Annotated in this window: 17 protein-coding genes; 8 read left to right on the plus strand and 9 right to left on the minus strand. The window is 58.4% G+C overall.

What is annotated here, in order from left to right:
* Window positions 1-43: 43 nt before the first annotated feature.
* Entirely contained in the window at window positions 44-622 is a 579-nt protein-coding gene (locus AC2FLD_RS01500) for a YqaA family protein (protein ID WP_496669789.1), read from the plus strand.
* Window positions 619-1,086 (plus strand): disulfide bond formation protein B, encoded by a 468-nt coding sequence (locus AC2FLD_RS01505; RefSeq protein ID WP_496669787.1) that lies wholly within the window; start codon window positions 619-621, stop codon window positions 1,084-1,086. The genes AC2FLD_RS01500 and AC2FLD_RS01505 overlap by 4 nt, the downstream gene beginning before the upstream one ends.
* Here the strand turns inward: AC2FLD_RS01505 and AC2FLD_RS01510 are convergent.
* Window positions 1,083-1,670: an HNH endonuclease gene (locus tag AC2FLD_RS01510; RefSeq protein ID WP_050602369.1), complete on the minus strand. Its 588-nt coding sequence runs from the start codon at window positions 1,668-1,670 to the stop codon at window positions 1,083-1,085. The two genes, AC2FLD_RS01505 and AC2FLD_RS01510, sit on opposite strands and share 4 nt — an antisense overlap.
* A 213-nt stretch (window positions 1,671-1,883) precedes the next feature.
* Here AC2FLD_RS01510 and AC2FLD_RS01515 point away from each other — a divergent pair, with 213 nt between their 5' ends.
* Window positions 1,884-2,489, plus strand: coding sequence for an rRNA large subunit pseudouridine synthase E (locus tag AC2FLD_RS01515; RefSeq protein WP_496669785.1), 606 nt, complete (start codon window positions 1,884-1,886; stop codon window positions 2,487-2,489).
* 32 nt (window positions 2,490-2,521) lie between these two features.
* Complete coding sequence (locus AC2FLD_RS01520) at window positions 2,522-2,947, plus strand: VOC family protein (protein ID WP_496669783.1); 426 nt, start codon at window positions 2,522-2,524, stop codon at window positions 2,945-2,947.
* 45 nt (window positions 2,948-2,992) lie between these two features.
* On the opposite strand, the gene AC2FLD_RS01525 is transcribed toward AC2FLD_RS01520, so the two are convergent.
* Entirely contained in the window at window positions 2,993-3,658 is a 666-nt protein-coding gene (locus tag AC2FLD_RS01525) for an alpha/beta hydrolase (RefSeq protein ID WP_171183335.1), read from the minus strand.
* Window positions 3,655-4,287, minus strand: coding sequence for a DNA-3-methyladenine glycosylase family protein (locus AC2FLD_RS01530; RefSeq protein WP_496669982.1), 633 nt, complete (start codon window positions 4,285-4,287; stop codon window positions 3,655-3,657). Before AC2FLD_RS01530 ends, AC2FLD_RS01525 begins: the two co-directional genes overlap by 4 nt.
* 97 nt (window positions 4,288-4,384) lie before the next feature.
* Here AC2FLD_RS01530 and AC2FLD_RS01535 point away from each other — a divergent pair, with 97 nt between their 5' ends.
* Entirely contained in the window at window positions 4,385-5,611 is a 1,227-nt protein-coding gene (locus AC2FLD_RS01535; RefSeq protein ID WP_050602365.1) for an MFS transporter, read from the plus strand.
* Here the strand turns inward: AC2FLD_RS01535 and AC2FLD_RS01540 are convergent, their stop codons facing one another.
* From AC2FLD_RS01540 to cysS, 3 genes are read right to left on the minus strand one after another with little or no spacing between them, the layout of a single operon-like run.
* Window positions 5,612-6,394, minus strand: a complete 783-nt coding sequence (locus AC2FLD_RS01540; protein WP_496669781.1) for a squalene/phytoene synthase family protein — start codon at window positions 6,392-6,394, stop codon at window positions 5,612-5,614.
* Window positions 6,391-8,025 (minus strand): citramalate synthase, encoded by a 1,635-nt coding sequence (cimA, locus tag AC2FLD_RS01545; RefSeq protein ID WP_496669779.1) that lies wholly within the window; start codon window positions 8,023-8,025, stop codon window positions 6,391-6,393. The genes AC2FLD_RS01540 and cimA overlap by 4 nt, the downstream gene beginning before the upstream one ends.
* A complete protein-coding gene (gene cysS, locus AC2FLD_RS01550) occupies window positions 8,025-9,422 on the minus strand; it encodes a cysteine--tRNA ligase (protein WP_496669777.1) in 1,398 nt (465 codons plus the stop codon). The genes cimA and cysS overlap by 1 nt, the downstream gene beginning before the upstream one ends.
* 218 nt (window positions 9,423-9,640) lie before the next feature.
* Between cysS and AC2FLD_RS01555 the strand changes: the two genes are divergently transcribed.
* Window positions 9,641-9,985: an MmcQ/YjbR family DNA-binding protein gene (locus tag AC2FLD_RS01555; protein WP_496669775.1), complete on the plus strand. Its 345-nt coding sequence runs from the start codon at window positions 9,641-9,643 to the stop codon at window positions 9,983-9,985.
* Window positions 9,986-10,042: 57 nt separating this feature from the next.
* Window positions 10,043-11,227, plus strand: coding sequence for a pyridoxal phosphate-dependent aminotransferase (locus AC2FLD_RS01560; RefSeq protein ID WP_496669773.1), 1,185 nt, complete (start codon window positions 10,043-10,045; stop codon window positions 11,225-11,227).
* Window positions 11,228-11,230: 3 nt separating this feature from the next.
* Here the strand turns inward: AC2FLD_RS01560 and AC2FLD_RS01565 are convergent, their stop codons facing one another.
* Window positions 11,231-11,761, minus strand: coding sequence for an outer membrane protein (locus tag AC2FLD_RS01565; protein ID WP_496669771.1), 531 nt, complete (start codon window positions 11,759-11,761; stop codon window positions 11,231-11,233).
* A gap of 403 nt (window positions 11,762-12,164) precedes the next feature.
* Between AC2FLD_RS01565 and AC2FLD_RS01570 the strand changes: the two genes are divergently transcribed.
* On the plus strand, window positions 12,165-13,709 hold the full coding sequence (locus AC2FLD_RS01570) for a trimethylamine methyltransferase family protein (RefSeq protein WP_496669769.1): 1,545 nt from the start codon (window positions 12,165-12,167) through the stop codon (window positions 13,707-13,709).
* Window positions 13,710-13,752: 43 nt separating this feature from the next.
* On the opposite strand, the gene AC2FLD_RS01575 is transcribed toward AC2FLD_RS01570, so the two are convergent.
* Both AC2FLD_RS01575 and AC2FLD_RS01580 read right to left on the minus strand, forming a co-directional pair.
* Window positions 13,753-13,998, minus strand: a complete 246-nt coding sequence (locus AC2FLD_RS01575; RefSeq protein ID WP_083445164.1) for an EF-hand domain-containing protein — start codon at window positions 13,996-13,998, stop codon at window positions 13,753-13,755.
* A 539-nt stretch (window positions 13,999-14,537) separates the two neighbouring features.
* Window positions 14,538-18,158, minus strand: a complete 3,621-nt coding sequence (locus tag AC2FLD_RS01580; RefSeq protein WP_496669767.1) for a vitamin B12-dependent ribonucleotide reductase — start codon at window positions 18,156-18,158, stop codon at window positions 14,538-14,540.
* Between the last annotated feature and the right edge of the window lie 222 nt (window positions 18,159-18,380).

Here is an 18,380-nt window from a genome sequence, read left to right on the forward strand (position 1 = left end):
GTGTTTTGGCTTTCTGCGGCCGAAAACGGGATCTGAGTTCTTTATGTTACGATCACTTTATGACTGGACCATTCGTCTAGCAGAACACCCTCATGCCCTGTGGGCCCTTGCTGTCGTGGCCTTTATCGAAAGCTCGTTCTTTCCGATTCCCCCAGATGTGCTGATGATTCCGATGATTCTGGCGCGCCCATCACGTGCTTGGCTGATCGCGACCGTCGCGTTGGTGGCCTCGGTTCTGGGCGGAATGCTGGGCTATGCGATTGGTGCGTTTTTCTATGAAAGCATCGGCCAGCCCATTCTGGAATCCATGGGCAAGGCGCACGCGATGGAAGAGTTCAACACCCGGTTCAACGATTTCGGGTTCTGGGCTGTTCTGGCTGCGGGCGTGACGCCCTTCCCTTACAAAGTTATCACCATCATGTCCGGCTGGACCGGAATGCCGCTCGGCACCTTTATCGCCACTTCGATTCTGGCGCGCGCCCTGCGGTTCTTCCTGGTTGCGGGTCTGCTTTGGCGCTTCGGAGAGCCGATCCGAGACTTTATCGAAAAGCGTCTGGGACTTATGTTCACGCTGTTTATCATCCTTCTGTTTGGCGGGTTCGTGGTGGTTAAATACCTATGACAAGAAAATCCGGGCTTGTGGCACTGGCCACGATTGGCTCAGCAGCCCTGTTGTTGGGCGCGTTTGGCTTTCAGCATCTGGGCGGGCTTGCCCCGTGCAAAATGTGCATCTGGCAGCGCTACCCGCATGCGGTGGCGATCGCTATTGGCGGGGTTGCGCTGGCATTGCCAAGGCTGAGTTTCCTGCCGTTGCTGGGCGCCGTTGCCGCGGGTGTAACTTCGGCGATTGGTGCGTTTCATGCCGGTGTCGAGCAAGGCTGGTGGGAAGGCCCCAGCACATGTACCTCGGGCGATATCAGCGGGCTGAGTAGCGACGATCTGTTCGATCAGATCATGAACGCCCCATTGGTGCGCTGTGATGATATCCCGTGGGAGATGTTCGGCATATCGATGGCGGGCTGGAATGCCATCGCCTCGGCCGTGCTGATGCTGATCTGGATCGCGGCCTGGCGAGCGCGCGCTTAAAACTCGTCCAGTTCCGCATCCCAATACAAGAAGTCGATCCAGCTTTCGTGCAGGTGGTTCGGCGGGAATTTCCGACCGATATTGCGCAGTGCCTCGGCATCAGGCTGACGTGGTGGTTTGCGCAATGTCATCCCCGCCTGACGCAGCGACTTAGACCCCTTGCGCAGGTTACATGGACTGCATGCCGCCACCACGTTCTGCCAGCTGGTGACGCCGCCTGCAGCCCGCGGCACCACATGATCAAAGGTCAGGTTATCGCGGCTGCCGCAGTACTGGCAGCGGAATTCATCCCGCAGAAATAAATTAAAGCGCGTGAAGGCCACGCGCTTTCTGGGTTTTACATAGTCTTTCAAAACAACGACCGAGGGTATTCGGATCTCGGTACTCGGGCTTCGGACAACTTCGTCATATTCGGCCACGATGTCGACCCTGTCCAGCCACGCGGCTTTGATCGCTTCTTGCCAGGGCCACAGGGACAGCGGGTAGTAGGACAAGGGGCGGTAATCGGCATTCAAAACCAAGGCCGGATGTTGTTTGAGCACACCCGGCTCTCTGACAAATTCGGTCCTGAAGTCTCCGTCCATCACAGAATCGCTCCTCGCTCTCAACTGCCCGTTTGTGACACCAAAGCGGAGAGCACCCGCTCCGGCCTTATATTAACTATATATCGTGTTAAAACTCTGACAAGCCCTGAGTTTCCACAATATGTCGCTGAATGGGTAAGCCGAATTTGTTACAGGCTTGTGACAGTTATCCACAGCTTGCACCGGGCGTGTCCTTCGCGCTATGCGCGGGTCATGTCCTGGTTCATTCGCTTCAACAAACCTTATGACGTGCTGCCGCAGTTCACGGACCGCGCCAATGCCGAAAGTCCGCGTAGCACGCTGTCAGATTTTATCGACTTGCCCGGCGTTTACCCCGCAGGCCGGCTGGATCGTGACAGCGAGGGTTTGATGCTGCTGACGGATCACGGGAAACTGCAGGCCCAGATATCAGACCCCAAGCACAAGATGGCCAAGACCTATTGGGTACAGGTTGAAGGCATCCCGGATGAGGTAGCCTTAAAAGCCTTACGGAACGGGGTTGAGATGAAGGACGGTCTAACGCGGCCCGCAAAGGCCCGGCAGATTGATGAGCCCGAGGGGCTCTGGCCCCGTACCCCGCCTATCCGAGATCGAAAAAGCGTTCCCGACAGCTGGCTGGAACTGACCATCCGAGAGGGCAAGAACCGGCAGGTGCGGCGCATGACGGCGGCGGTGGGTCTGCCGACCCTGCGCCTGATCCGGTATTGCATAGGGGACTGGACCTTGGATGATCTTGAGCCCGGCCAATGGGGCAGCCTGCCTATGCCGACGCTGAACTCAACCCCACAGCGTAAACGCGACCGACGTCCACGCCGGTGACAAAACCCGCCCTAATCTGTTAGGCTTGGGGTATGAAACTCACGCCAGACATTCCGGCCCCTTCGGCCATTCTGGAGGCGGCGCTCTACGCAGACGATCTGGACGCCGCGGAACAGTTCTATGGTGAGGTTCTGGGTTTGGACCGTATTCAGCGCATCGGCGACCGTCACGTTTTCTATCGCATCGGCGGATCAGTTCTGCTGATCTTCAATCCAGAACAGACTGAACAGCCTCCGCTCAACCCGGAGATGCCCGTTCCACCCCATGGCGCCCGCGGCCCCGGACATGTGTGTCTTGTGTTGTCACGCGATGAAATCGCAGTGATGCGCAAACACCTTTTGGATTGGAACATCCCCGTCGATGCCGAATTTGACTGGCCTGGCGGCGCACGGTCATTGTACGTACGCGATCCGGCCGGAAACTCTGTGGAGTTCGCTGAGGCGCATCTTTGGTCTTGATCTGGTGCGGAACGCCTGAGCGCTCCGCCGATCTGATATCAAAGGCTAAAGACTCAGCTTGTCGCGCATGAAGGCCAGCGCAACGCTCAGCCCATCTGGTGCAATGCCGTGCCCGGTGCCTTTCATGACATGCGCATAAACCTCTTTGAAGTCTGCGGCCTGCAAGGCTTCGGCAGCCTCGGGCAGTGATTGCGGCGGCACCACGTCGTCAGCATCGCCATGCACCAGCAGGACCGGCATCCGGCTTACGGTTTCGTCGGGCAGAAGATCAGGTTCCAGCAACCGGCCGGAAAAGGCGACAATCCCGGCCACAGGGTCTTCGCGGCGCGGGGCAACGTGCAGGCTCATCATCGTGCCTTGGCTGAAACCGAACAGAACAACCTGCTCGGGCAGCACGTCTTCGTCCACCATCAGGGCGTCCAGAAAGGCGTTAAAGTCCTCGACCGCCATTTCCATGCCCCGACGCGCCTCTTCCTCCGACGAGCCGTCGATCCAAGGGATCGGGAACCACTGAAACCCGTTGGGCATGCCTGGAATCTGTTCGGGCGCATCGGGGGCCACAAACAGTGTGTCGGGCAGATGTTCGCCCAGCGGATCGGCCAGCCCCAGCAAGTCAGCACCGTTTGCGCCATAGCCATGCACGAACACCACGACCGAGCGCGTGTCACCCGAAACAGGCTCTTTCCTCAGCGCATTCAAAACCCGTGTCATCTGATCCCTTCTCTTTGTTTATCAACCCGGTAATAGGCCCACAGCACCCGCGCCGCAACCGAGCGCCATGGCGACCACGCTTCGGCCATTTGGCGCAGCTCCTTGTCTGTGGGGCGTTTGGGCAGGTCATAGAGGACGCGCGCGGCCTCTTGCAGCGCCAGATCGCCAGGCGCGATTACGTCCGCGCGACCCAAGGAAAACATTGCATAAATCTCGGCCGTCCAAACGCCGATCCCAGAAACTTGTGTCAGAGTGGATACGACCTCGGCATCCGGGGCATCGCGCAACGCTTTGTAATCAATGCGCGCCTCAGCCAGCGCCCGTGCATAGCGGATCTTCTGACGGCTCAACCCCACGGCGCGCAGATCGTCATCTGTGGCCCACTTGATCTTGCGCGGACCCGTCAGTTTAGCATCCTGCAACCGTTTCCAGATCGCACGAGCCGAAGCCACGCTGACCTGCTGGCTGACAATTGCGCTCAGCAGTTGCGCGAAACCATCCGGGCGACGGCGCAGAGGCAGCGGGCCTGTTTGTTCGATAGCGAAAGCCATGCGTGGGCAGGTTTGGACCAGCCATTCGGCCCCTTCGGCCACGCAATCAGGCGTTTCGATAATGCGGCCTACGGACATGCGGCCTCCCTGCTCGATGTTCATGGGCACGTTAGGCGCATGTGCCACAGATGCAAGCCGCTTGTGCCGCAAAGACTTAGCCGATAACCATTCGCCCATGACCATGACCTCCACTCTTCCCGATGACCGTCAAGCCAAGCGCAACGTGGCCGTTTTGGTGGCCGCACAGGCCATTCTGGGCGCACAAATGCCCATGATGTTCATTGTCGGAGGGCTGGCAGGTCAGTCGCTGGCCTCGAACCCTTGCCTGGCGACGCTGCCCATTTCCCTGATTGTTCTGGGATCAATGCTGGCGGCCACACCGATCTCAGCCATAATGCAGCGCTGGGGTCGCCGTGCGGGGTTCCTTGTTGGTGCAACCGCTGGTGCGTTGGGTGGGCTAATCGGAGCTTACGGCCTGTTCCTTGGCTCTTTCCCGATCTTCCTTGTCGGCAGCCTGCTGACTGGTATCTACATGAGCGCACACGGATTCTACCGGTTTGCTGCGGCAGATACAGCATCGGACGCTTATCGTCCGAAGGCTATTTCTTATGTCATGGCCGGTGGCTTGGCTGCGGCGATAATAGGTCCTCAGATTGTGAAACTCACCTCCGAAGCCTATGTCATCCCATTTCTGGGCACATATCTGGCCGTGATCGGGATCAACGTTCTGGGTTCGGCCCTGTTCTTCTTTCTTGACATTCCGACGCCTGCGAAACCTGCGGCTGACGAACCCAAGGGACGGTCAAGGCTCGAATTGCTGAAGACGCCGCGCATCGCCGTGGCAATCATCTGTGCGATGGTGTCTTACGCATTGATGAACCTTGTGATGACCTCGACGCCGCTGGCCGTTGTCGGCTGTGGGTTCTCGGCCAATGATGCTGCGGACGTGGTCACAAGCCATGTTCTGGCCATGTACATCCCCAGCTTCTTCACCGGCCATCTGATCGCGCGATTTGGTGTTGAGAAGATCATGGCGCTGGGCCTCGCAATCTTGGCAAGCGCCGGGGTTGTTGCTCTGCAAGGGGTTGAACTTGGCAACTTCTTTCTCGCCCTCGTTCTTCTGGGCATTGGTTGGAACTTTGGCTTTATCGGCGCAACCTCGATGCTGGCGGATTCGCATGACCCGCAAGAGCGTGGCCGGATGCAGGGCCTGAACGACCTTCTGGTGTTTGGCGGTGTCACATTGGCCTCGTTGGCCTCGGGCGGTCTGATGAACTGCTCGGGCGGATCCGCGGTCGAAGGTTGGACGGCGGTAAACCTGGCCATGGTCCCACTGCTGACACTGGCGGGTGGCGCTTTGCTATGGTTGGTGCTGCGGCCTGCCGACCCGGAACGGGCGTGATTACCAGCGCCCGCTGCTGACTGTCCACATCAGGGACAGGCGTTGCCGCATTTCGCCCGGTATCAACGTGCCAGAGGCAACGCTTTCAGGTTGCGCAACGGCTTGTTTCAACACCCAGTCCGCCAGCCACCCGGCAGAAAGCGCAGGACGGGCTTCGGCAGAGATCGCGGCCCGGTTTGCTCTGGCCTTGTTCAGCCGCTCCAGCGCGGATTGTGCAAGGGCACGCACCCCCTCCGGAGTGCCATCCAACAAAGGTACCCGCCCCCTGTTTTCCAACTCGGGAATCGCGCGAAACCAGTTTGCGACACCAACCGCATAACCAAATTTGCGCAGCACATCCTCGTCCGCTACACCCAGCGCCTGAGCGGAGGCTACAAACAAAGACCCCGTGCTGTGCTTGATATAGGCGTCAAAGTGCTCCTGATCTTCAAACGGATCCCGATATATATCCCAACGTCTTACGGCCACATACTCATTCAAGACACCGGCCAGATGTGGCGAGAGTACACGGGACAAAGGCGTTACCACTTCATGCCGTCGCACAGTGGTGCCTTCAGCAATTTCCTGTAAGGCGTCGCGCCACCATTGCAGCCGCATTTCGGCAATCATCGGCTCTTGTGTGACCCAGGGCGCGCGCGCAACTTCGACATTCAGCGCGTATAACGGAAACAGAACGGCACGGGCAGCTACAGGGGCCGCCATTGCGGCGCGGAATCGATCAGGATCAGCCCGCTGCACCAGCGCGGCACAAGCTTTGACGTCGTCGTCAAAGACCGCACTCACTCAGCCGCCGCCTTCTGCGGGTCGCAATCGCGTACCAATTTCCACTGAATCGCATCCAGCAGAGCCTCGAACGATGCGTCGACTATGTTCGCGCTGACGCCAACGGTCGACCAGCGCCGCCCCTGCCCGTCCTCACTGTCGATGATGACGCGCGTGACCGCCTCGGTCCCGCCTTGTGTGATCCGCACCTTGAAGTCGACCAGTCGCATGTCTGACAGGACTTGCGAATATTGCCCCAGATCCTTCGCCAGCGCCTTGGCCAGAGCGTTCACCGGCCCCCGGTCACTGCCGGATTCGTCCACGGATTCGCTGACAGACAGTTTCTTCTCACCATCCACCTTCACGACAACAACGGCCTCGGACAGGCTGACCATCTTGTTGTACTTGTTCTTCCGCCGCTCAACCGTGACCTTGTAGCGTTTGACTTCAAAGAACTCGGGCAGTTGTCCCAACTCATCCCGCGCCAACAGTTCGAAACTGGCTTGCGCGGTGTCATAGGAATACCCATCCGCTTCACGCAATTTGATCCGATCAAGGATGCGACCGAGTGCAGGATCACCCACCTCAACGCTTAGCCCCGCTTCGGTCAGACGTTTGCGCAGGTTCGACTGCCCCGCCTGGTTCGACATCGGAATGATGCGCGTGTTGCCGACGCTTGCGGGCCCCACATGCTCATAGGTCGACGGATCCTTGAGGATTGCGCTGGCGTGCAACCCTGCTTTATGCGCAAAGGCAGACGCCCCGACATAGGCCGCCTGTTTGCTGGGTACGCGGTTCAGAACGTCGTCCAGCATCCGGCTGATACGGGTCAATCCCGCCAGAGCATCCAGACTTACACCGGTCTCAAACTGCGAGGCATAGGGTTCCTTGAGCAGCAGCGTCGGGATCAAAGCAGTCAGGTTCGCATTGCCACAACGCTCGCCCAATCCATTCAGCGTACCCTGAATCTGACGCGCGCCAACCTCGACCGCTGCCAGTGAACAGGCCACAGCGTTCTCGGTGTCGTTATGTGTGTGAATGCCCAGCCGATCACCGGGCAAACCTGCTGCGATGACTTCGGACACGATCCGCCCGACCTCGGACGGCAAGGCACCGCCGTTGGTATCACATAGCACAACCCATCGCGCTCCGGCATCCAGCGCTGCACGGCAAACTTCGGTCGCGTATTCCGGGTTGTCCTTGTATCCGTCAAAGAAGTGTTCCGCATCAAACAGCGCCTCGCGCCCCTGTGCCACGATATGCGCAACCGAAGCGCGGACGTTTTCGGTGTTCTCTTCAAGCGAGATACCTAACGCTTGAGTGACGTGATAATCGTGCGATTTGCCCACCAGACAGACGGCCTGTGTGCCCGCATTCATCACCGCCGCCAGCACATCGTCATTCTCGGCCGAACGCCCCGCCCGCTTGGTCATGCCAAACGCTGTCAGCCGGGCCGAGGTCTTCGGCGCAGCCTCGAAAAACGCGCTGTCGGTGGGGTTCGCCCCGGGCCAACCGCCTTCGATGTAGTCCACCCCCAAGGCATCCAGCGCCTGCGCGATCTGCACTTTCTCGGCGGTCGAGAACTGCACCCCCTGCGTTTGTTGCCCATCGCGCAGGGTCGTGTCGTAGAGATAGAGGCGGGCTTTGGTCATCAGACCTCCTCCAGCTTGGAGGCATCGAACCCAGTGCCAGGCACCAGTTCAACACCTTCCTTGCTCATGCGCACTTCCAGCCCGGCGGCAACATAGGCGGCTTTGAGACGATCAACTTCCGAGAAATCCTTGTTCTGCATGGCGGATACACGCGCATCGGCCAAACGATCCGCATGGGCCGTCAGGTCCACAGATGTCGTATCCGCCCAAGCGCCCATTTCTGGTAAGAGCAACCCAAGAATCTGCGCGCTCGCCAACAGACCAGCCGCATCGCCGTCCGAGGCCAGACGGTAAAGCTCGGTCATGGCACCTGCTGTATTCAGATCATCGCTCAGCGCTGCGATCACCTCAGGTGCCGCGCTGGCAGCGGGTTCGACGCCCGCTGTAAGCGCCCGCCATTTGCGCAGCGTCGCTTCAGCCTCGCGAGCCTTTTTCTCGGTCCAATCCATCGGCTTGCGGTAATGCGTCTGCAGGAACACAAACCGGATCACCTCACCCGGTACTCCCTGCTCCAGCAGATCATGCACGGTAAAGAAATTGCCCAGCGATTTGGACATCTTCTTGCCTTCGACCTGTAGCATCTCGTTGTGCAGCCAGTACCGCGCGAACTCACCTTGCGGGTGAGCGCATTTGCTCTGGGCAATCTCGTTCTCGTGGTGCGGGAACATCAGGTCGTTGCCACCGCCGTGAATATCAAAGCTCTCGCCCAACAGTTCATAGGCCATGGCCGAGCATTCGATGTGCCACCCCGGACGTCCCCGCCCCCATGGGCTGTCCCAGCCCGGCAACTCATCGGTTGAAGGCTTCCACAACACGAAATCCATCGGGTTCTTCTTGTAGGGCGCCACCTCGACCCGCGCGCCCGCGATCATGTCATCGACCGACCGGCCAGACAGCTTGCCGTAGCTTTCTTTCCAACTGTCGACCGCGAACAGAACATGGCCTTCGGCGGCATAGGCATGGCCCTTGGTGATCAGGTCTTCGATCATTTCAATCATCTGAGCGATAAACTGGGTCGCGCGCGGCATCTCGTTAGGCTCTAACGTGCCCAAAGCACCCATATCATGAAGGTACCAGCCGATGGTCTCATCCGACCGTTCCTGCACCAGTTGCTCCAGCGTGCCCTCTGCCCCAGCCTTTTTGCGCGCCAGCGCCGTGGCGTTGATCTTGTCGTCCACGTCGGTGAAGTTGCGCACGTAGGTCACGTGCTCTGCGCCATAAACGTGCCGCAGCAGACGATAGAGCACGTCAAAAACAACCACCGGACGGGCGTTGCCCAGATGCGCGCGGTCATAGACCGTCGGACCACAGACATACATCCGCACGTTATCAGGGTCGATCGGTACGAAGTCTTGCTTCGTCCGCGTCCGCGTGTTGTGCAGCTTGATCGTCGTCATCGGTCGGGCTCCTCAGAAACAGCATGTGCTTGCGCGTTGGCGCGGGCTTAGCAACTTGTCTCAGGGATGAAAACGAAAGAAACCGGCCCGCTTGATAAATCAGCAGGTAATGCAGCAGATAATGATGCAGGTCACCGGGTTCATACCCCTCGGTTAGCACGGGTTCATCTTCAAGCCAAGTATTGAGTTTGCGCGTAGTCTAAGTCAGCGTGCAGATCATGGATCGAGATTACATCAACGCGATTTGCAAAGAATTCCCCGGGGCCGATTTGTCAGACCCCTGGGGCGGCGGGCACGACGCGTGGAAAGTCGGCGGCAAAATGTTCGCCTGTATCGGCACGGCAAATGACGGGGTTTCTGTCAAAACGCCCGACGTCGAAACGGCACAGATGGTGATTGATGCCGGCGTGGGGGTGAAAGCCCCCTATTTCCACCGCAGTTGGGTACGTCTACCGTTTGACGCAGAGCCCGAGGAATTGCGCCATCGCCTGACGGTGTCTTACGACATTGTCCGCGCGTCCCTCACAAAAAAGCTACAGGCGACATTGCCGCCGCGAAGCTGATTGACAAAACTCTGTTGCTCTGCCCCATTCAACGGAAATGAGTCCAGGGGCATTGTTATGAAACTTTCTGAGCGCATCACGCATCTGACCGGCGACAGTGATGGATGGGACGTGTTCTACCGGGCGCGCCGGATGCTGAGCGAGGGACATGCCGTCACCGAGTTGACGATCGGTGAGCATGATGTCCGAACTGACCCGTCGATCCTGCATGCGATGGCCTTGTCGGCTCGCGAGGGGCACACCGGCTATGCCATGGTGCCCGGAACGAATCTTCTGCGCGACACGGTTGCGGCACGGGTGCAAACGCGGACGGGCGTTCCAACAACGCGCAACAATGTTATGATCACGCCCGGCGGCCAATCTGCCTTGTTTGCGGCCCATATGGCTGTATGTGATCCGGGCGATGTGGGCCTGTTCCTTGACCCCTATTACGCCACGTACCCAGGCACGATTCGCGGGGCCGGAGCAGTTGCCCGCGCGGTTCCGACCGCGGCAGAAGATGCCTTTCAACCCAACGCTGAATGGATCGATGCAGCGGCTACCGATGCCGTTTCACTGTTGATCAACACACCCAACAATCCGACCGGAGTGGTCTATTCCCGTCAATCGCTTGAAGCGATAGCCGAGGTCTGTCAGAGGCGCGACCTGTGGCTGATCTCGGATGAGGTCTACGATACGCAGGTCTGGGAGGGCGAGCACCTGTCGCCGCGCGTTTTGCCCGGTATGGCGGATCGGACGCTCGTTGTGGGATCGATGTCCAAGTCTCATGCCATGACAGGATCGCGTTGTGGTTGGATCGTGGGCCCCGAAAAGGTTATCGATCATCTGATTAATCTTGCCACTCACACGACCTATGGCGTGCCTGGCTTCATTCAGGACGCGTCCAGTTTCGCACTGACCGCTGGACCCGAGCTGGAGGAGAAGATCGCTGCCCCGTTCCGCCGTCGGCGTTCACTGGCCATGGATATTCTTCAGACGCAATCCACCGTTGGTTTGGTGCCAGCGCAAGGCGCGATGTACCTGATGCTGGACGTTCGCAAAACCGGGCTGTCAGGGGAAGATTTTGCCAATGCCCTATTAGATACGCACACCATTGCCGTCATGCCGGGAGAGAGCTTTGGTTCAGCCGCCGCTGGGCATATTCGAGTGGCCATGACCGTCGAAGATGAGCGTTTCGCAAGCGCCCTGACCACGCTGTGTTCTTTTGCAGAGCAGCTTGCGCAGCGTCACGCTGCGGAATAGCCGTCAAAATCGGAATGTGGTGCGCAGATTGAAGACGTTGGAATCCAAACTGCCGCTGGAACGGGTGACGTCGTCGAAATTCTGCCGCAGCGCCTCGCCGCTGATTACAAAGTTCTCACCTATCGGATAGGCTACGCCGATGCCGTAGACAGCGGCTGTATCGCTGTCGACCGAGGTTTCAGCCCGTGCCGCGCCGACAACCACATATCCCAATGCGCTGCCGAAATCATATCCACCGCGCAGCTTCAGGCGGGTCATGCTGTCCAGGCTACCCTGGGACGACCCCAGATCCAGCGATAGGCGGTTGTATTCCAGTTCTCCGCCCAGGACGAAATTCCCCAAATCCAGATCGTAGCCCACATGGGCCCCAAAAGCGGTATCGTCACCGCTGGCCCCTCCTGGCCCATCCGCATCAGCATATCCAAAGCTGAGGCCCACATATCCACCGGTCCAATCCTCAGCCAAACTCGGGCTTGCGCCAGCGATCAGGGTCGCTGCGATCAGGGCAGAAAGGGGTTTCCGAACCGGTTTCAAAGCTAGGCCGCTCTTGTTTCGATCTAAAGATGCAATCTCAGTGTAATCTGTGATCCGTTCCGTCAGAATTCAATTCAAAGGTCACAACGTTCAATAGTAAGTGAAGGTACTATAACAGAATTCTACCAAAACGGGAGAAAATCCGCACCGACCCGCTTTCATCCTGAAGATGGCACACAGTGTAGGTCGCAAAATCAAGCAGAGGTCGCAAACAGGACAGATTGCGTTGCTTTATTTTGAAAACGTCGGATCAAATGTTGAGAGGCAGAATGACTGACCACGATTGGAAGATCAGCTTGATCAGCCGCACCATCGGTGCGGATCGTGGGCGTGCCGCACGAGGACGGCCGTAAAGGCGTTTTCCCTGCACCCCACGACAGCACTCAACGACCGGAAAACCCAAATGAACGACCAATCCCGCAACACATCCCGCAGTGGCGGCCGCGCCGCGCGTCGCGCCGCCCGTGCAACCGCCCTGCCCGAGCATTTACGCCCTGTACGCCCCGGAATGGAAGGCGGCGTTCTGAATGTTCTGACACAGGCACAGATCGAACGCATCCATGAGGCCGCCCTGACCGCTCTTGAGACGATCGGGTTGGCGGATGCACCCCAAAGCGGCATCGATTATCTGGTCGGAGCTGGCTGCACCCTGGGCGACGATGGCCGCATCCGGTTTCCGCGTGCCCTGGTCGAAGACACGATTGCAAAGGCAAACCGCTCGGTCACTATGTACAGCCGGGACGGAAAAACCGATCTGGAACTGACGGGAACCAAAGTACATTACGGCACGGCTGGAGCCGCCGTATCCATGGTCGACGTTCACGGACGTGAATATCGCGACTCAACCGTGCAAGACTTGCATGACGCGGCTCGTATCTGCCAACAGCTTGACAACATACACTTTGTTCAACGCCCAATGGTCTGCCGCGACATCGCGGATAACCTCGAGATGGACCTGAACACGATCTACGCCAGCTGTTCCGGAACCTTCAAACATATCGGCACATCTTTCACCGAACCCAGCCACGTCGCCCCTGCGATGGAGATGATCTACATGATCGCGGGCGGCGAAGACAAATACCGCGAGCGGCCGTTTGTTTCGAACTCGAACTGCTTTGTGGTTCCGCCGATGAAATTCGCGACCGAAAGCTGCGAAGTGATGGAGGAATGCATCAAGGCCGGTATGCCGGTTCTGCTATTGTCCGCCGGGATGGCCGGTGCCACTGCGCCTTCGACCATAGCCGGAGCAATTGCGCAGGCGACCGCTGAATGTCTGGCAGGACTGGTTTATGTAAACGCCGTAAAGCCCGGCGCCCCTGCTGTTTTTGGCACCTGGCCCTTTGGTCTGGACTTGCGGACAGGTGCGATGTCCATCGGGTCTGGCGAACAGGCTTTGCTGACGGCGGGCTGCGCTCAGATGCACCGGTTCTACGACCTGCCCGGCGGTGCGGCCGCAGGAGCTTCGGATTCGAAGCTTCCGGATATGCAGGCCGGATGGGAACAGATGTGTTCGAACGTGATGGCAGGTCTGTCCGGGTTGAACATGGTGTATGAGGCTGCGGGTATGCACGCGTCTCTGCTGGGCTTCTGCTTCGAAAGCCTGATCCTCAGCGACGATTTGATCGGTCAGGCACAACGCTGTGTCCGCGGGATCGAAGTGTCGGACGAAACTCTGGCCCTGGATCAGATCGCATCAGTCTGCATGGGTGGCCCGGGTCATTATCTGGGAACGGAAGCAACGCTTAGCCGGATGCAGGCCGATTACGTTTATCCAACGTTCGGCGACCGCTCTTCCCCCAAGGAATGGGTGGAACTTGGCAAACCGGATCTGATCGAAAAGGCAATAGCCCGCAAGGAAGAGATCCTGTCTGCCCCGTCAGCGGCAAAGTTCGACCCGCTTCTGGACGCAGAGCTTCGGCAAAAGTTCAACATTCATTTGCCCGCATAGCACGCGAAAGGGCGGCCCGAAGATACTCGGGCCGCCCACCGGATCAGCCGTTATTGGGCGGAAGTAGCCCCGCTTCCTGAGCGACGGCTATTTCATCTGCGTCCAACGCTCCGTCGCCGTTGGCGTCCATCGTCGAAAATGTATCTGCGTCCACGCTCGGCACAACGGCCTGAACTTCTTCGATGGTGAGAACGCCATCGCCATTGGCATCGGCTGTGGATTGGGCCAAGACCATTCCCGGCAGGGTCATTGCCGCGATGGACATTCCAATTAAATACTGCGGTTTCATGTTGGTGCCTCCTGATTAGGTTGATTATGTCTTCGTCCGGACAGGCCCCAGAAACACCGTAACACCGAAGGCGTCACCCGTTTTGCGCGAACACCAAGGATTCGCGCCAATCCTTGCGTGTTTGCCCGAGTCGGAGTCGCAAAGCGCCGCCGGGCAAAACTCCGCCAGACCCGTTTCGGCGGGTCTGGCCCGACACATACTGCCTAATCCGGCAAGAGCACGCTTATCCGGGCACCTCGGCGCAAAAAGAAAGGGGGCCGAAGCCCCCTGTCAGTTTCGCCTTCCAGGCTCATTTCGTTGACCGCCCGGTATTTTTTTGCCTGCGGCCTGGACTGCGCATGGGGCGAGCGCACCCGCCCCGTGAAAGAGTGGGAAAGAGCAAATATTCCGCCCCACCCTGTTCCCGGCCAACACGGGCATGTCGACCGAGTGGAGAAAGGTCAGTTGGTAAGTCTCAGACCTTTACTCCGTATTCGTCGGGGTCGGTAACCAAGGGCAGCGTCCGACCCCTACGCCCCGGGGTGCCGGGGCGTTATTCTTTAGCTACACCCGCTTGTCGCGCCGCAGGTGTTGCACTTCATGCAAGTGCCGTTGCGCACCAGCGTGTAGTTTCCGCATTCGCCACAAGGGTCACCTTCGTAGCCCTGCATCTTGGCTTTGGTGCGGGCGTCCATTCCCGTGGCTACAGCACTTTCCACGACGGGAGCTTCGAAGGCAGCGGCCGTTTCAGCCATACCACCCAGCTCGGCCTTACCCGCGTTGAACACAGCCAGATCTTGCGGCAGGCGCTTGCGCAGGTAGCCGGTTGAGCTGATTTGTTTCAGCACTTCCAAGGACTTGGATGCCGCAGTTTCACTGATCTCTGAGACGTTCGAGACACCTTCCTCCTCACCGCGACCCAAATCATCAAAGCTTGCACCTTCGGGTTTCACATGGGCCAGATCGGTGCGGTCCAGATAAGACACGGCCAGTTCGCGGAAGATATAATCCAGGATCGACGTCGCATTCTTGATCGAATCGTTACCCTGCACCATCCCCGCCGGTTCGAACTTGGTGAAGGTGAAGGCGTCAACAAACTCTTCCAACGGCACGCCGTATTGCAGACCAACCGAGACCGCGATGGCAAAGTTGTTCATCATTGCCCGGAAGCCTGCGCCTTCCTTATGCATGTCGATGAAAATCTCGCCCAGCTGACCGTCTTCGAATTCACCTGTCCGCAGGTATACTTTGTGGCCACCAACGATTGCCTTCTGGGTATACCCCTTGCGGCGATGCGGCAGTTTCTCACGATGGCTGCGGATGATCTCTTTGACCACAACCTTCTCGATCACTTTTTCTGCCAGGACGACGGCCTTTTCCTGCATCGAACCGCTTTCCAGCACTTCTGCCGCTTCATCGTCATCCTCGACCAGTGCAGCCGCCAGCGGCTGCGACAGTTTCGAGCCGTCACGATACAGCGCGTTGGCCTTCACACCCAACGACCAGCTAAGCTCATAGGCTTTCTGGCAATCCTCGATGGTCGCGTCATTCGGCATGTTGATCGTTTTTGAGATCGCCCCCGAGATGAAGCTTTGCGCCGCCGCCATCATGGTGATGTGGCTATCAACCCCTAGGAAACGCTTGCCTTTCTTGCCGCACGGGTTCGCGCAGTCGAAGATCGAATAGTGCTCTTCCCTCAGGTGCGGCGCCCCTTCCAGCGTCATGGTTCCGCAAACGTGATCGTTGGCTGCCTCGATATCTGCACGAGTAAAGCCCAGATGGCGCAGCAGATCGAAAGTCGGATCGTTCAGTTTGGTCGCCGGGATGCCCAGTACTCCGGTGCAGAAGTCCTCTCCCAGTGTCCATTGGTTGAAGACGAACCGGATGTCGAAGGCGCTTTCCAGCGCGGCGTCCACCTTTGCCAGTTCATTCGGGCCAAAGCCGTGACCGGTCAGCGAGGTGTGGTTGATCCCCGGCGCGTTACCAATGGTACCGTGACCAACTGCATAGGACACAATCTCTTCGATCTGAGACGAGGAATAGCCCAGCTTTTCCAGTGCCGAGGGCACCGAGCGGTTGATGATCTTGAAGTAACCGCCACCGGCCAGCTTCTTGAATTTGACCAGCGCAAAGTCAGGCTCGATGCCGGTGGTGTCGCAATCCATCACCAGACCGATGGTGCCGGTCGGGGCGATCACGGTGGCCTGCGCGTTGCGATAACCGTTCTTCTCACCAAGGCTCAGCGCTTCATCCCAGGCCGACATGGCCAGATCGACCAGACGTTTATCCGGACAGTTGCCGTGGTCCAGCGGCACCGGCTTCACCGCCAGTTTCTCATAGCCATCCGTAACACCCTGCGACGCGCGGCGGTGGTTGCGGATGACGCGCAGCATGTGGTCGGCGTTGCGCTCGTAACCTTTGAACGGGCCAAGCTCACCGGCGATTTCAGCCGAGGTTGCATAAGCCACACCGGTCATGATCGCGGTCAGCGCGCCGCAGATCGCCCGCCCCTCATCCGAGTCATAGCTGTAGCTCATGTTCATCAGCAGACCGCCAATATTGGCATAACCCAGACCCAGCGTGCGGAAGTCGTAAGACAGCTGGGCGATTTCCTTCGACGGGAACTGCGCCATGGTCACCGAGATTTCCAGCGTCAAGGTCCACAGGCGCGAGGCGTGCATGTAATCGGCCGCCTGGAACTCACCATCCTTCAGGAAGGTCAGCAAATTCATTGACGCAAGGTTGCAGGCCGTGTCATCAAGGAACATGTATTCCGAGCACGGGTTCGAACCGCGAATCTCACCGTCTTTGGGGCATGTGTGCCACTCGTTTACCGTGTCGTGGAACTGAATGCCCGGATCGGCGCAGGCCCAGGCCGCGTGGCCGACCTTTTCCCACAGATCGCGCGCTTTGACGGTACGGGCGACCTTGCCATCGGTGCGGTTGATCAGTTCCCAATCGGCGTCTTTCTGGACAGCGGTCAGGAACGCGTTTGTCACGCGGATCGAGTTGTTCGAGTTCTGACCCGAGACCGAGCTGTAGGCTTCCGAATCCCAGTCCGTGTCGTAGGTCGGGAATTCGATGCTGTCGTGACCCTGCTTGGCGTAATCCAGAACACGCTTGATGTAAGTCTCAGGGATCGCAACCTTTTTCGCCTCGCGAACCGCCTTCTTCAACGCGTCGTTTGCGTTGGGATCATAAGCGTCATCAGCTACACCGTCCCATGTGCGAATGGCCTCGAAAATGCCGTTCAGCATCTTCTCGTGCATCTTCGATCCGGCAACGATCGAGGCCACTTTCTGCTCTTCAATCACCTTCCATTCGATGAATTTCTCGATGTCTGGGTGATCTGCATCGACGATTACCATCTTTGCTGCCCGACGGGTTGTTCCGCCTGATTTGATCGCGCCAGCGGCGCGGTCGCCGATCTTGAGAAAGCCCATCAGGCCCGAGGACTTGCCGCCACCCGACAGCGCCTCGCCTTCTGCACGCAGATGGCTGAAGTTGGTCCCGGTACCCGAGCCATATTTAAACAGGCGCGCCTCGCGCACCCACAGATCCATGATGCCGCCTTCGTTCACCAGATCGTCATCAACGGACTGAATGAAACACGCGTGTGGTTGCGGGTGTTCGTAAGCGGATTTCGATTTGGTCAACTTGCCGGTTTTGTAATCGACATAGTGGTGCCCCTGCGCCGGGCCGTCGATGCCATAGGCCCAGTGCAGGCCGGTGTTGAACCACTGCGGGCTGTTCGGCGCGGCGCGCTGTGTCGCCAACATAAAGCGCATCTCATCAAAGTAAGCGCGCGCGTCATCCTCGGTCGAGAAATAGCCACCCTTCCAGCCCCAATACGCCCACGCGCCGGCCAGACGGTCGAAAACTTGCTTCGAGGATGTCTCCCCATCGAACTCAGCGCCATCCGCAGGGACCGAGCGCCACAGGAATTCGGGAACGTCTTTCTCTTTTACTTTTTTCAGCTTGGAAGGAACGCCTGCCTTGCGGAAGTATTTCTGCGCGATCACGTCGCTGGCCACCTGAGACCAGCTTGCGGGCACTTCGATATTGTCGAGACGAAAAACAATTGTACCGTCCGGATTTCGGATTTCAGACGTTGCGGACACAAAATCCAGTTCTGCGTAAGCATCCTGATCTGGTTTGGTAAAACTTCTCTCAATCTTCATGTCCGCAGCCCTGATTAAAACAGCTCAATTTTCGATTCCCGACACCAAATCTTGTGTTGCTGGGTGTCGCCCGCAACGCCCAGAGAAGAGCTCGCAAAGGTATTGGTCACTGTCTGAGACAGCTTAAAAACCGCTATTGCGGCTGCACGTTAATCTTTTGTGCTTGTCCGACCCTCGCCCGCTGCCTGTTCCGGTTTGGACACCAGATATTGTGGCACTCTC

The sequence above is a fragment of the Ruegeria sp. CDSA021 genome (assembly GCF_059612325.1).

Excerpts from the sequence above, each read along its gene's own strand:
- AC2FLD_RS01500 (WP_496669789.1), top strand. The coding sequence starts at position 44 with ATGTTACGATCACTTTATGACTGGACCATTCGTCTAGCAGAACACCCT.
- AC2FLD_RS01505 (WP_496669787.1), top strand. The coding sequence starts at position 619 with ATGACAAGAAAATCCGGGCTTGTGGCACTGGCCACGATTGGCTCAGCA.
- AC2FLD_RS01510 (WP_050602369.1), bottom strand. The coding sequence starts at position 1,670 with ATGGACGGAGACTTCAGGACCGAATTTGTCAGAGAGCCGGGTGTGCTC.
- AC2FLD_RS01515 (WP_496669785.1), top strand. The coding sequence starts at position 1,884 with ATGTCCTGGTTCATTCGCTTCAACAAACCTTATGACGTGCTGCCGCAG.
- AC2FLD_RS01520 (WP_496669783.1), top strand. The coding sequence starts at position 2,522 with ATGAAACTCACGCCAGACATTCCGGCCCCTTCGGCCATTCTGGAGGCG.
- AC2FLD_RS01525 (WP_171183335.1), bottom strand. The coding sequence starts at position 3,658 with ATGACACGGGTTTTGAATGCGCTGAGGAAAGAGCCTGTTTCGGGTGAC.
- AC2FLD_RS01530 (WP_496669982.1), bottom strand. The coding sequence starts at position 4,287 with ATGTCCGTAGGCCGCATTATCGAAACGCCTGATTGCGTGGCCGAAGGG.
- AC2FLD_RS01535 (WP_050602365.1), top strand. The coding sequence starts at position 4,385 with ATGACCATGACCTCCACTCTTCCCGATGACCGTCAAGCCAAGCGCAAC.
- cimA (WP_496669779.1), bottom strand. The coding sequence starts at position 8,025 with ATGACCAAAGCCCGCCTCTATCTCTACGACACGACCCTGCGCGATGGG.
- cysS (WP_496669777.1), bottom strand. The coding sequence starts at position 9,422 with ATGACGACGATCAAGCTGCACAACACGCGGACGCGGACGAAGCAAGAC.
- AC2FLD_RS01555 (WP_496669775.1), top strand. The coding sequence starts at position 9,641 with ATGGATCGAGATTACATCAACGCGATTTGCAAAGAATTCCCCGGGGCC.
- AC2FLD_RS01560 (WP_496669773.1), top strand. The coding sequence starts at position 10,043 with ATGAAACTTTCTGAGCGCATCACGCATCTGACCGGCGACAGTGATGGA.
- AC2FLD_RS01570 (WP_496669769.1), top strand. The coding sequence starts at position 12,165 with ATGAACGACCAATCCCGCAACACATCCCGCAGTGGCGGCCGCGCCGCG.
- AC2FLD_RS01575 (WP_083445164.1), bottom strand. The coding sequence starts at position 13,998 with ATGAAACCGCAGTATTTAATTGGAATGTCCATCGCGGCAATGACCCTG.
- AC2FLD_RS01580 (WP_496669767.1), bottom strand. The coding sequence starts at position 18,158 with ATGAAGATTGAGAGAAGTTTTACCAAACCAGATCAGGATGCTTACGCA.